Origin of the sequence: Allocatelliglobosispora scoriae (assembly GCF_014204945.1) — a bacterium.
GTDB lineage: Bacteria > Actinomycetota > Actinomycetes > Mycobacteriales > Micromonosporaceae > Allocatelliglobosispora > Allocatelliglobosispora scoriae.
Genome location: NZ_JACHMN010000003.1, coordinates 1354276 through 1366306 on the forward strand (window position 1 = coordinate 1354276; position 12031 = coordinate 1366306).

The window sequence follows — 12031 nt, forward strand, 5'->3', positions numbered from 1 at the left end:
GTTGTCCAGTCAACAACCCGGGGTCGATCCGCCGTTCACCCGGCGGACCCCCCGGGTTGTTGCTGCTATCAAGCTGCAGAAACGCAAGGACCGCGAGCAGGTCGGCCGGTTCCTCGCCGAGGGGCCGCCCGCGGTCGCGTCGGCGTTGACCCACGGGTCGGTACGCGAGATCTTCGTCACCGCCGACCGCCACGCCGACTATGCCGACTCCGGTCCGCCGGTGTCGATCGTCACGGATGACGCGATGTCGGCGCTCGCCGAGACCGTCCACCCGCAGGGTGTGGTGGCGGTCTGCGACACCCTCGACGTGCCGCTGCGCACTGCGCTCGCCCGCGAGCCGAGGCTGGTCGCGGTCGCCGTCGAGATCAACGATCCGGGCAACGCGGGCACGATCCTGCGGACCGCCGACGCCGCCGGTGCCGAGGTGGTCGTCTTCGCCGGTGCCGCCGTCGACCCCTATAACGGCAAGTGCGTCCGGGCGAGTGCCGGGAGCCTCTTCCACGTCGACGTGGTGCGGGTGCCGGACCCCGTCGAGCTGCTCGACGAGCTGCGCGCGGCCGGGCTCCTGACGCTGGCCACCAGCGGTTACGCGGAGCACGACCTGGACGCGCTGCTCGATGCGGGGCGCCTCGGCGTACCCACCGCCTGGCTCTTCGGTTCGGAGGCCCACGGCCTGGCCGCGCCGGTGCTGGACCGGGCCGAACTGGGCGTGCGGGTGCCGATCCACGGGCGGGCGGAGAGCCTGAACCTGGCTGCGGCAGCGGCCGTTTGCCTGTACGCTTCAGCTCGTGCGCAGCGTTCTCCTCTTTAGCCAGCCCGCCGGTGTCGGCGGGCGGCTGAGCTGACGCACCTTCCTCTCCAGCCTCCTTTCGCGCCGGTGGGCCGCGGCCAAGCCGCATGACGCCCCGTCCGTAGACTGACCCGGTTGCCGCATCTGGAGATCCCATGACCTTTCGCACTGATCCATACGATCCCAAGCAGGCCGCCGCGCTGGACCCGTCCGCCCTGGACGAGGCAGTAGCGGAGGCGCGCAAGGCATTCGACGGAGCCACCGATCTCGACGCCCTGGCCCCGCTCAAGTCGCAGCACCTCGGCGATCGGGCCGCGGTGTCGCTGGCCCGACGCGAGATCGGTTCGCTGCCGCCGGCCGCGAAGGCCGACGCGGGCCAGCGTGTCAACGCCGCCCGCACCGCGATCAGCGAGGCGCTCGCCGCACGGCAGGAGATCCTCGCCGCCGAGCAGGCCGAACGCGTCCTGCACGAGGAGCGGGTCGATGTGACCCTGCCTGGTGGGCGGCGTCCGCGCGGCGCGCGGCACCCGCTCACCACCCTGATGGAGCGGGTGGGCGACCTCTTCGTCGGCATGGGCTACGAGATCGCCGAGGGCCCCGAGGTGGAGCTGGAGTGGGCCAACTTCGACGCGCTCAACATCCCCGCCGACCACCCCGCGCGCGGCCTGATGGACACCTTCTGGATCGCCGCGGCCGAGGCCGGTGCCACCGAGTCCGGCCTGGTGCTGCGGACGCACACCTCGCCGGTGCAGGCGCGCACGATGCTGCTGCGGCAGCCGCCGATCTATGTCATCGTGCCGGGCCGGGTCTACCGCACCGATGAGCTCGACGCGACGCACTCGCCGGTCTTCCACCAGTTCGAGGGGCTCGTCGTCGACAAGGGCATCACGATGGCCCACCTCAAGGGCACCCTGGACCACTTCGCCCGCAACATGTTCGGGCCGACCGCCCGGACCCGGTGGCGCCCGCACTACTTCCCCTTCACCGAGCCGTCGGCCGAGTTCGACGTGTGGTTCGAGGCGCACCGCGACGGACCGCAGTGGGTCGAGTGGGGCGGCTGCGGCATGGTCGACCCCAACGTGCTGCGCGCGTGCGGGATCGACCCGGAGGAATACTCGGGCTTCGCCTTCGGCATGGGCGTCGAGCGGACGCTGATGTTCCGCAACGGCCTGTCGGACATGCGGGAAATGATCGAGGGCGACGTGCGGTTCACCCGCGCATTCGGCATGGAGGTGCACTGAGATGCGGGTAGGACTCTCCTGGCTGCGGGAATTCGCGGCCCTGCCCGACGGCGTCACCGCCGCCGAGCTCGACCTCGCCCTGACCAACCTCGGCATCGAGGTCGAGTCCATCGTGGACCAGCGGACCACGGTGCAGGGCGAGCTCGTCGTCGGCAAGGTGCTCACGATCGAGGAGCTCACCGAGTTCAAGAAGCCGATCCGCTTCTGCACGGTCGACGTCGGTGCCGCCAACGGCACCGGCGAGCCGCAGGAGATCGTCTGCGGCGCCAGCAACTTCGCCGTCGGCGACCTCGTCGTGGTGATCCTGCCCGGCGGGGTGCTGCCGGGCGGGTTCGCCATCGGCGCGCGCAAGACCTACGGCCGCAACTCGCACGGCATGATCTGCTCGGCTCGCGAGCTGGCCCTCAGCGATGAGCACGAGGGCATCATCGTGCTCGACCCCGCTGTCGTCACCGCGGTTCCGGGCGACGACGCGCGGCCCGTCGTCGGCCTCGACGAGACGATCATCGAGGTCGAGATCACCCCGGACCGGGGCTACCAGATGTCGGTGCGCGGGCTCGCCCGCGAGCTGGCGCAGTCCTTCGGCGTCGCCTTCACCGACCCGGCGCTCACCATGTCGGCCGCCGGGACGATCGCGCCCGCCTGGGACGTGACCATCGTGGACCAGGCCGGGTGCGACCGCTTCTCCGCCCGGCTCGTGCGCGGGGTCGACCCGTCGGCGCCGACGCCGGTGTGGCTGCAGAAGCGCCTGGTCACGGCCGGGGTGCGCTCGATCGATCTCGCCGTCGACATCACCAACTACATCATGCTCGAGCTCGGCCAGCCGATGCACGCCTTCGACGCCGACCGGATCAGCGGCGGCCTCGTGGTGCGCCGCGCGGTCGCGGGGGAGCGACTCACCACACTGGACGGTGTGGCCCGGGTGCTCTCGCCCGAGGACATGGTGATCTGCGACGACACCGGACCGATCTCGCTCGCCGCGGTCATGGGCGGCGAGGTCTCCGAGGTCGTCCCCGGCACCACCACCAGCGTGCTCTTCGAGGCCGCGCACTGGGACGCCACGATGGTCGGGCGGACGGCGCGTCGCCACAAGCTCTTCAGCGAGGCGGCGAAGCGCTGGGAACGCGGCGTCGACCGCGAGCTCACCCTCGTCGCGATCGAGCGCGCCGTCGCGCTGCTGCTGCGCTTCGGCGGCGACGCCGCGGTCGCGGGCGACGAGGTGCTCGACCACGACTACCCGCTGCCCGGCACCACGATCACGATGGACGCGGGTCGGCCCACCCGGCTGATCGGCGTCGACTACAGCACCGAGCAGGTGCGCTCGCTGCTCACCGAGGTCGGCTGCGTCGTGCATGTCGAGGGCGACGAGCTCCGGGTCATCCCGCCGAGCTGGCGGCCCGACCTGCTGCGCCCCGCCGACCTCGTCGAGGAGGTCGTCCGGCTCGCCGGGGTCGACCAGGTGCCGAGCGTGCTGCCGGTCGCGCCTCCCGGCAACGGGCTCACCGCGTCGCAGCGCCGCAAGCGCTCCGTCGGCCGCGCGCTCGCCGAGCAGGGGTACGTCGAGGTGATCTCCTACCCGTTCGTCGCGGGATCGGCGCTCGCCTCGCTCGGCCTGCCCGACAACGCGGTGCGCCTCGCCAACCCGATCTCGGAGGAGGAGCCGCTGATGCGGACCAGCCTCCTGCCGCCGCTGCTCGGGGCGCTCAAGCGCAACCTCGGCCGGGGCCAGCGCGACATCGCCCTCTTCGAGCAGGGCCTCGTCTTCCACGCCGTCGACGCCGGTCCGCCGCCGCAGCTCAAGGTGCACGACCGGCCGTCGGACTCGGAGTGGGCGCTCGCCAACGAGTCGGTCCCGATCCAGCCGTGGCACGTCGCCGCGGTGCTCGCGGGCTCGCCGCTCGAACCGGCCGGCTGGTGGGGCCCCGGCCGCGCCGCCGACTGGTCCGACGCGGTCGAGGCCGCGCGGACGGTCCTGCTCGCCGCCGGTGTCGCGGCGACGGAGATCACGGTCGCTCCGGCGGCCGAGGCTCCGTTCCACCCCGGCCGGTGCGCGGCGGTCGCGGTCTCAGGGCACATCGTCGGGTGGGCCGGCGAGCTGCACCCCGTCGTCTGCGCCGAGTGGGACCTGCCGAAGCGGGGCCGGTGCGATGGAGCTCAACCTCGACGCGGTGCCGCTGCCGGGTGTCACCCCGCCGCCGGTGTTCTCCAACTTCCCGCCCGCCCTGATCGACGTGGCCCTGGTTCTGCCCTCGGCGACGGCGGCGGCCGAGGTGGAGGAGGCGCTGCGGTCGGGTGCCGGTCCGCTGCTGGAGTCGGTGCGCCTCTTCGACATCTACGAGGGTGCGCAGCTCGGCGACGGCGTGAAGTCCCTCGCCTACAAGCTGACCTTCCGTGCCCCCGACCGTACGTTGAAGGTCGAGGAAGCCGTCGCGGCCCGCGACTCGGCGGTGGCGGTGGCGGCGTCCCGTTTCGGCGCCACCCTGCGCGGCGCGTAACGACGTGGGTGGGCTGGCCAACCCCCAGCCCGCCCACCCCTTTCTCGGTCCGTTCCCAGCCACGCTTTGCTGCAAAGCGTGGCTGTTTTGCGCTGCGAGGCCACGGTTTGCTGCAAAGCGTGACGGGTGCGTCGGGGTTGGAAGAGCGCGACGACGAGGCGGGAGCTTGAGTCTGGCGTCTGGGTTGATCTTCGCTGTCCCGGCTGCGCGTCACGTTTTGCAGCAAAGCGGGCTTATTTCTCTGTGCGAGGCCACGTTTTGCTGCAAAGCGTGACGAGGGCTTCGCACGCTGCGGATCTCGCACACGCTGATCATGGAGTGTTGGCCCGCTCGCGCGTGGTGATCACACCGTTTTCCCCAAAGAAGGCCTGATCATGGACGTTGATCACACCTTCTTTGGGGAAAACGGTGTGATCATCGCGGGGGCGCTCGCCCGGTCGTGGAGATCACGTCTGATTCGGGGAACCAGACGTGATCGAGCGCGGTGATCACGTCTGATTCAGGGAACCCGACGTAATCAGTCCGGCCGTCAAGCTGACCTTGCGCACCCCGGGTTTTGGGGGCTGGGTGACCCACGTCGGGATCAAGCCTGACCGCCCAGAGTGGGTCACCCAGCCCCCAAAACCACCCAACAACAATCCAGTAGTGATCATGAGAGAGCAACGGCTAGCGTCCCCCAGCATGACCAACTCAGCCCTCATCGAGTCAGCGCTATCCCTGCTGACCAGCAAATACGTCTTCCCCGACGCAGCGGCCAAAGCCGCCGGAATCATCCGGGAACGTCAAGCCGCCGGTGACTACGACGGGCTCGGCGAGGCGGAGCTCGGCGAGCGCCTCACCGCACAGCTCTTCGAGGTCTGCGCCGACAAGCACCTGCGGGTACGCGTCCGCGACGCCGCCCTGCACGACTCGATGAGCGAGGCCGACGCGGATGCGGCCTGGCAGGAGTACCTGCGCGTCACCAATTACCGCATCGCGCGGGTGGAGCGGCTCGACGGCAACGTCGGGTACCTCGACCTGCGCGGGGTTCCCGATCCGTCGCTGGGCGGCAAGGCGATCGCGGCCGCGATGGAGCTGGTGTCGCAGACCGACGCACTCATCATCGACCTGCGGAAGAACCGCGGCGGCGATCCGGACGGCGTGGCCTTCTGGTGCAGTTACTTCTTCCCCGACGCCGAAACCCACCTGAACAGCATCTTCGAGCCGCAGACCGGGATCACCAAGCAGTTCTGGACGCTCGCCTTCCTGCCCGGCTCGCGCTACCTGGACCGGCCCGTCTATGTGCTGACCAGCGAATTCACCTTCTCCGCCGGGGAGGAGCTCTGCTATAACCTGCAGGCGCAGGGGCGGGCGACCCTGATCGGCCGGACGACGCGCGGCGGGGCGCACCCGACGGATGCCTTCCCGATCACGCCGACGCTGGAGATCACGGTGCCGGTGGCGCGGTCGATCAATCCGGTGACCGGGACCAACTGGGAGGGCACCGGGGTGACGCCCGACATCGATGTCGACGCCGAGGGGGCGTTCGACGTGGCGTACCAATTGGCGTTGAAGCATGTGGTTTCGACCGTGACGGGCGAACTCGTGCTGGACGAAGCGCGGGCCGCGCTGAACTGAATCCGTGGCAGGCTGGAGGGCATGGACCGCGACGATGATCTGGGGCTCTTCGGGCCCGGCTCGGTGACCTGGGCCGTGCACCGCGAGCCGATCCTGCTCCTCGCGGGCCTGCGCTCGCTCTACCTGCAGGCACTGCATCCCCGGGCGATGGCGGGTGTCGCGCAGAACACCGACTACCGCAACGACCCGTGGGGCCGGCTGTTCCGCACGGCGACCTACGTCGGCACCGTCGTCTTCGGCACGACGGCGCAGGCGGAGGCCGCCGGGCGGCGCCTGCGCACCCTGCACGCGCGGCTGCGCGCCACCGACCCGCTGACCGGCGAGGAGTTCCGCATCGACGAGCCGGAGCTGCTGCGCTGGGTGCACGTGGCGGAGGTGGAGTCGTTCATCAGCACCGCCAAGCGGGCGGGTGTGCCGCTGAGCGACGCGGACGTCGACGCCTACTACGACGAGCAGCGGCGCAGCGCGGCCCTGGTCGGGCTGGAGCCGGGCTCGGTGCCGGGCTCGGCGGCGGAGGTCGCCGACTACTACCGGGAGATCCTGCCGCAGCTGCGGATGACGAAGGAGGCGGCCGAGACGGCGCTCTTCCTCACCGCGCCGCCGATGCCGTGGAAGGTCGGTCCGGCGCTGCGGCTCGGGCTGGAGCTGGGGCCGCCCCGGTGGGCCTATTTCGGGCTGGCGGGCACGGCGCTGGGGCTGCTGCCGTCGTGGGCGCGGCGGCTCTACGGCGGGCTGGGGCTGCGGTCGGCGGAGGTCTCCGCGCAGCTCTCGGCTCGCGGGCTGCGGCTGGCGCTCGGCGCGGTGCCGCGGCGTTACCTGGAGGGGCCGATCTACACCGCGGCGATGGAGCGGGTCGCCCGCCTCGGCGCCGTTCAGGCGGTGTAGAGCGCAGCGAGCCGGTCCAGGGTCCTGGTGATCGCGGCACGGTTGCGGCGCGGGAAGGTGCTGAGGCTGATCACCAGGGGGTACTTCGCCGTGCTCCAGTCGAAGGTCTCGGTGACCTCGGTGTGGCCGTCGTCGACGGGCGTGAGCCGCCAGCGCCAGCGGTGGCCGTTGAAGTGGCGCCAGGCGATGAGGGTGCCCTCCTCGAACTCCACCACGGTGTTGAGGATCTTGTATTTGGCACCGATCTTCATGTCCATGCCGAACTTCATCCCCAACGCCAGCCGCCGCTGCGATCCGCGGGCGGCGACGACGGTGCCGGACCCGTCGATGGTCGGATGCTTCGCGGGATCGGCGAGCAGTTCGAAGATCTGGGCCGCGGGGGCGGGGATGATCCTGGTCTCGGAGATCTGTCGTCTGCTCACACCGACACCCTAGATCAGGATCACCCCGCCGCCGCGGTTCGAAGATCAGAAGGTGGGGACGCCCTTGCCCTTGGTGCCCTTGGCCGACTTCGACATGGTCTTCTTGTCGAGCCACAGGTAGCACCGGACGACCCGGTAACCGGCCTTCCACTGGTCGTCGGAGGCGGCCCGGGCGATGAAGGTGCCGGTACGGGTGTTCTTCATGCCCACGTACGCGTCGATCTTGGAGTAGCAGGCGTTGAAGAGCGGCCGGAACTGCGTGTCCTTCGTGGGGTAGGCCGCGAGGGTGGACCAGATCGAGCCGACGTACTCCGCGTTGTGCTTCGCGGTGCAGGCGACCACGACCTCCTTGACGATCAGGTCGTTCTTGTCGGAGGTCGTCTGGAGGCAGCCGATGAGCAGCTTCGGGTCCAGCGGGGCCTGCAGGCTGCCGGTGCGGGAGGTCGGGAGGTAGTCGTCGACATCCTTGACCTCGTTGAGGTCGCAGCGGAACCAGTGCGAGCCGCTCTTCCACGCGTTCTCGGTGGGGAGCACCAGGTAGAGCTCGAGCCGGGCGTCGGACCAGGGCCGGCCGACGAACGTCGTCGCCTCGCGGTCGCAGTCGCGCCAGGCCGGGAGGAGGCCCGGGTTGTCGGCCTTCGGCGGGACGGGGAGGCTCGCGACGGCACCCGAGAGCTGGCTGACATAGACGGTCTCGCCGTTGTGCTCACCGGTGCAGGCGACGGGGTGGGCGTTCCAGATCGCGGCCACCGGACCGGGGGTCGAGCTGTCACAGGTGCCGGCCGTCGGCAGGTAGGCGACGGCCGGCGGCAGGCTGCCCCAGTTGTCGGCCAGGTCGCCGTCGGTCCCGGCGGGCGGCCCGGACGTGCAGGCGGCGAGTGAACCCATTAAAATGATCATGCCAATACCGAGCTTGCGGCGCATCCCCGTGTCCTCCCAAGGTCCCAGTGCGCAGGGAGTCTAAACCGCGAGCAGCGTTCACGTCGCCTCGGTATCGACGCGGACCACGGCCGAGGTTTCGGTCCGCGACGAGCGGGTATGTCGGTCGGAATGAATGACCACGACCCGATCCTGCTGGGCGGACGCTTCCGGCTCGTCGAACGGCTCGGCGCCGGCGGCATGGCCGTCGTCTGGCGCGCCTATGACGAGGTGCTGCACCGCCGGGTCGCGGTCAAGGTCGTCTCGCCCGCCCTCGCCTCCCAGGAGCGCTTCCTGCGGCTGCTCCGCGTCGAGGCACGGGCCGCCGCGGGCCTGTCCCATCCGCACATCACCAGCGTCTACGACTACGGCGAGGAGCAGACCGCCGAGGGGATCCGGCCCTACGTCGTGATGGAACTGATCGACGGGGTGACCCTCGCGGCGGTGCTCGCCGAGCAGCCGGCCGGGCTGCCCTGGCCCACGGCGGTGGCGATCGCCGCCCAGGTCAGTGCCGGCCTCGCCGCTGCTCATGCGCGGGGCATCGTGCACCGCGACATCTCCTCGGCCAACGTGATGCTGGCGCCGGACGGCGTACGCATCCTGGACTTCGGCATCTCCGCGGTGACCGGGGCGTCCGACGGCGGCGACGAGCTGATGGGGACGGCGGACTTCGTCTCGCCGGAGCGGATCGCGGGCGAGGACGTCGCGCCCGCCGCCGACGTCTACGCCGTGGGAGTGCTGCTCTTCCGCTGCCTCACCGGGGAGCTGCCGTGGGCGCCGGGGACCGAGACGCAGCGCCTGCGCGACCATCTCTACCGGCCGCCGGCCGACCTGCCCCCGATCGACGGCCTGCCGCCGGAGATCGCCGAGCTGTGCCTGCGGTGCCTGGCGAAGCGGCCCGAGGACCGGCCGACCAGCGCCGAACTCGCCGCGCGGCTCGGCGCGCCCGCCGTCACGATGCCGGGTGCGGCCGTCGACGCGGACATCGACGGCCACACCCAGGTGCTGCAGATCTCGACCGGCAGGCTGGGCGAGACCACCGGGGCGCAGGCGACCGTGCCGGTGAACCGGCGCCGGACCAGCACCGCGGTGCTGGCCGGGACGGCCGCAGCGGTCGTCGTCGCGGGTGCGGTCGGCTGGGCGCTCACCCGCTCGACCGCGGCCGCGACGGCGCAGAGCGGTCCGCCGGACCGGAGCCTCGACGCCTGCGTGGTCACCTATGTCCAGCGGGTCGAGGCGGGCCGCCGCTTCGGCGCGAGCATGACGATCCAGTCCAACCGGGCCAGGCCCGCCTCGCAGTGGCGCCTCACCTTCCTGCTCGGCGGCGACCAGCGCCTCACCGGGCAGGCTCCGGCCCGCTTCAGCCAGCAGGACCGCCAGGTGGCGGTCTCCGCGCCCACCGCGCTCGACGGCACTCGCCCGGTGTCGCTGCGCCTCGTCGGCGACTACCGGACGGCGGCGGGCCCGCCTCGGAGCTTCGCCCTCGACGGGCAGACCTGCCAGAGCGTCGTCAGCGCCCCGTCGGCGACCGCCGCCGCCCGCAACACCGGCAACGATGACGATGACGATGAGCCGAAGGGTCCGAAGGGGCCCAAGGGACCGAAAGGGCCGAAGGGCAAGCCCTAACCCCCGACGTGTACGGCCGGCCGCCGCTCCAGGTCCCGCTCGGCCGTCCGCAGGATCTCCCGGGTCACCGGGGCGGTGTCGCCCTGCCCCAGCAGCAGGTAGCGCAGCAGGTGCGCGGCCGGGTTCCCCTCGGTCCACTGGAAGTAGCTGTGCGGGCGCAGCCCCGTGGAGTCCCGGACGCAGAGCAGGATCGCCGCGAGCGCGTTGGGGACGGCCGGGCTGGAAACCCGCAGCACCTGGTGTCCGGAGACGCTGACACCGCGTACCTCCAGGGTGTCGGTGAAGTCCGACGGGTCGTCGACGGTGACCTCGAGGAAGAGCACCGGGGCGTCGGCCGGGATCGGGTTGAAGCCGCGCTGCTCGCGCTCCTTCGCCCTGTACTCCAGCGCGTCGCCGGCCTGCCGCTTGTTGGCGATGATGTGCAGCTCGCCGCGCAGCTGCGCCTCGGAGATGAAGCGCAGGGCCGCCTTGTCGAAGGTGATCTCCTCGGCGCGCAGCTCGGTGGAGCGCAGCACCCGGGAGGTGAGCGACGCGACCACGATGCCCGCGATGAAGGCGGCCGAGATCGCGATTCCGTCCGGCTTCTCGATGACGTTGGCGAGCAGTGCGTAGACGAAGATCGCGGCGACGACGCCGAAGCCGATCGTGGCGAAGGTCTTGCGGTCGCGTCGGGCGGCGAGGGTCACCGCGACGGCGGCGGAGACCATCATCGCGAGGATGCCGGTGGCATAGGCCCCGGCCTGCGCGTCCACGTCGGCCCTGAAGATGATCGTGATCAGGAACGTGATCCCCGTGAAGATCAGCACCATCGGCCGGATCGCGCGGCCCCACTCCGGCGCCATGCCGTAGCCGGGGAGGTACCGGGGGACGATGTTGATGAGGCCCGCCATCGCCGAGGCGCCCGCGAACCACAGGATCAGGATCGAGCTCAGGTCATAGACGGTGCCGAAAGCCGTGCCGAGCAGCTCGTGGGCCACATAGGCGAGGGCCCGGCCGTTGGCCGCGCCACCGGGTTCGAATTCCTGCGGGGGTACGAGCACCGCCGCCACGAACGAGGTAGCGAGCAGGTAGACGCTCATCACCACGGCCGCCACGGTGAGCATCCTGCGGGTGTTGAGCACCCGGTGCCGCTGCCGTGCCTCCGTCGTCGCGCCGCTCGCCTTGATCAGCGGCATCATGCTGACCCCGGTCTCGAAGCCGGACAACCCCAGCACCAGCAGCGGGAACGCCAGCACCGCCGTCCACAGCACCGACCAGATGTCGCCCTGCCCGTGCAGCAGCGCGGTCTGCCAGCGGTCCAGCAGATCGGGGTGGCCGAAGGCGTAGACCAGCCCGTAGCCCGCGACCACGGCGTTGAGCAGCAGGTACGCCGCCACCAGCGGGATCGCCACACCGACCGCCTCGCTGAACCCGGCGAGGAAGACCGCGCCCAGGATCGCGAGCAGCACCAGCGTGACGAGGACCGGGTGCTCGCCGATGACGTCCGGGGTGAACGGGTTCTCGGCGATGTGCGCGGTCGCGTCCGCCGACGACAGGGTGATCGTGATGATCCAGGAGGTGGCGACGAAGCCGAGCAGGCCGAGGACGAAGAACTTGCCCCGCCAGAACGGCAGCGCCTTCTCCAGCATCGCCACCGAGCCCTGCCCGTGCGGGCTCTCGGCGGCGACCCTGCGGTACATCGGCAGCATGCCGAAGAGGGTCAGCACGACGATGAGCAGCGTGGCGAGAGGTGCGAGTGCCCCGGCGGCGAGCAGCGCGATGCCGGGCAGGTAGCTCAGCGTGCTGAAGTAGTCGACGCCGGCGAGGCACATCACCTTCCACCAGGGGTGCTGGTGTTCGGCGGTCTCGCGTACGCCCGGGCCGGTCACCGGCTCGACGCGGTGCCGCAGCAGCCAGCCGCCGAGCCCGCCGGCCCGGTGCGGGGCCGGTTCCGGCTCTGTGGCGGGTGCTTGCGTGGCCGAGGTGCTCATGGCCGGTCCTTCCGGGCGGTGGCGGGGTGGCGCTTGCATGATCGCGGGGCGACGGGGCACCAACCTG

The 12031-nt window shown here is 71.1% G+C and carries 8 protein-coding genes and 1 pseudogene; 6 read left to right on the forward strand and 3 right to left on the reverse strand.

Features of this window, described 5'->3' with window-relative positions; all coding sequences use genetic code 11:
• Window position 1 precedes the first annotated feature (1 nt).
• From F4553_RS32635 to F4553_RS32655, 5 genes and pseudogenes are all read left to right on the forward strand, one after another.
• Window positions 2-811, forward strand: coding sequence for a TrmH family RNA methyltransferase (locus F4553_RS32635; protein ID WP_184843965.1), 810 nt, complete (start codon window positions 2-4; stop codon window positions 809-811).
• A 134-nt stretch (window positions 812-945) separates the two neighbouring features.
• On the forward strand, window positions 946-2031 hold the full coding sequence (gene pheS / locus F4553_RS32640) for a phenylalanine--tRNA ligase subunit alpha (protein WP_184843968.1): 1086 nt from the start codon (window positions 946-948) through the stop codon (window positions 2029-2031).
• A 1-nt stretch (window position 2032) separates the two neighbouring features.
• Window positions 2033-4526 (forward strand): annotated as a pseudogene (pheT, locus tag F4553_RS32645) (phenylalanine--tRNA ligase subunit beta).
• A 681-nt stretch (window positions 4527-5207) separates the two neighbouring features.
• Window positions 5208-6143 carry a S41 family peptidase gene (locus tag F4553_RS32650; protein WP_184843971.1) on the forward strand — a complete coding sequence of 312 codons (936 nt, stop codon included), beginning with the start codon at window positions 5208-5210 and terminating at the stop codon, window positions 6141-6143.
• Between the two features lie 21 nt (window positions 6144-6164).
• Window positions 6165-7028 carry an oxygenase MpaB family protein gene (locus tag F4553_RS32655; protein WP_184843973.1) on the forward strand — a complete coding sequence of 288 codons (864 nt, stop codon included), beginning with the start codon at window positions 6165-6167 and terminating at the stop codon, window positions 7026-7028.
• Here the strand turns inward: F4553_RS32655 and F4553_RS32660 are convergent.
• A complete protein-coding gene (locus F4553_RS32660) occupies window positions 7016-7450 on the reverse strand; it encodes an SRPBCC family protein (protein ID WP_184843976.1) in 435 nt (144 codons plus the stop codon). The two genes, F4553_RS32655 and F4553_RS32660, sit on opposite strands and share 13 nt — an antisense overlap.
• A gap of 45 nt (window positions 7451-7495) precedes the next feature.
• Window positions 7496-8338 (reverse strand): septum formation family protein, encoded by an 843-nt coding sequence (locus tag F4553_RS32665; protein ID WP_184843978.1) that lies wholly within the window; start codon window positions 8336-8338, stop codon window positions 7496-7498.
• Window positions 8339-8500: 162 nt separating this feature from the next.
• Between F4553_RS32665 and F4553_RS32670 the strand changes: the two genes are divergently transcribed.
• Complete coding sequence (locus F4553_RS32670) at window positions 8501-9994, forward strand: serine/threonine-protein kinase (RefSeq protein WP_184843981.1); 1494 nt, start codon at window positions 8501-8503, stop codon at window positions 9992-9994.
• Here the strand turns inward: F4553_RS32670 and F4553_RS32675 are convergent.
• Window positions 9991-12003 carry an APC family permease gene (locus F4553_RS32675; RefSeq protein WP_376776325.1) on the reverse strand — a complete coding sequence of 671 codons (2013 nt, stop codon included), beginning with the start codon at window positions 12001-12003 and terminating at the stop codon, window positions 9991-9993. The genes F4553_RS32670 and F4553_RS32675 overlap by 4 nt on opposite strands.
• Between the last annotated feature and the right edge of the window lie 28 nt (window positions 12004-12031).

Excerpts from the sequence above, each read along its gene's own strand:
- F4553_RS32670 (WP_184843981.1), top strand. The coding sequence starts at position 8,501 with ATGAATGACCACGACCCGATCCTGCTGGGCGGACGCTTCCGGCTCGTC.
- pheS (WP_184843968.1), top strand. The coding sequence starts at position 946 with ATGACCTTTCGCACTGATCCATACGATCCCAAGCAGGCCGCCGCGCTG.
- F4553_RS32675 (WP_376776325.1), bottom strand. The coding sequence starts at position 12,003 with ATGCAAGCGCCACCCCGCCACCGCCCGGAAGGACCGGCCATGAGCACC.
- F4553_RS32655 (WP_184843973.1), top strand. The coding sequence starts at position 6,165 with ATGGACCGCGACGATGATCTGGGGCTCTTCGGGCCCGGCTCGGTGACC.
- F4553_RS32650 (WP_184843971.1), top strand. The coding sequence starts at position 5,208 with ATGACCAACTCAGCCCTCATCGAGTCAGCGCTATCCCTGCTGACCAGC.
- F4553_RS32665 (WP_184843978.1), bottom strand. The coding sequence starts at position 8,338 with ATGGGTTCACTCGCCGCCTGCACGTCCGGGCCGCCCGCCGGGACCGAC.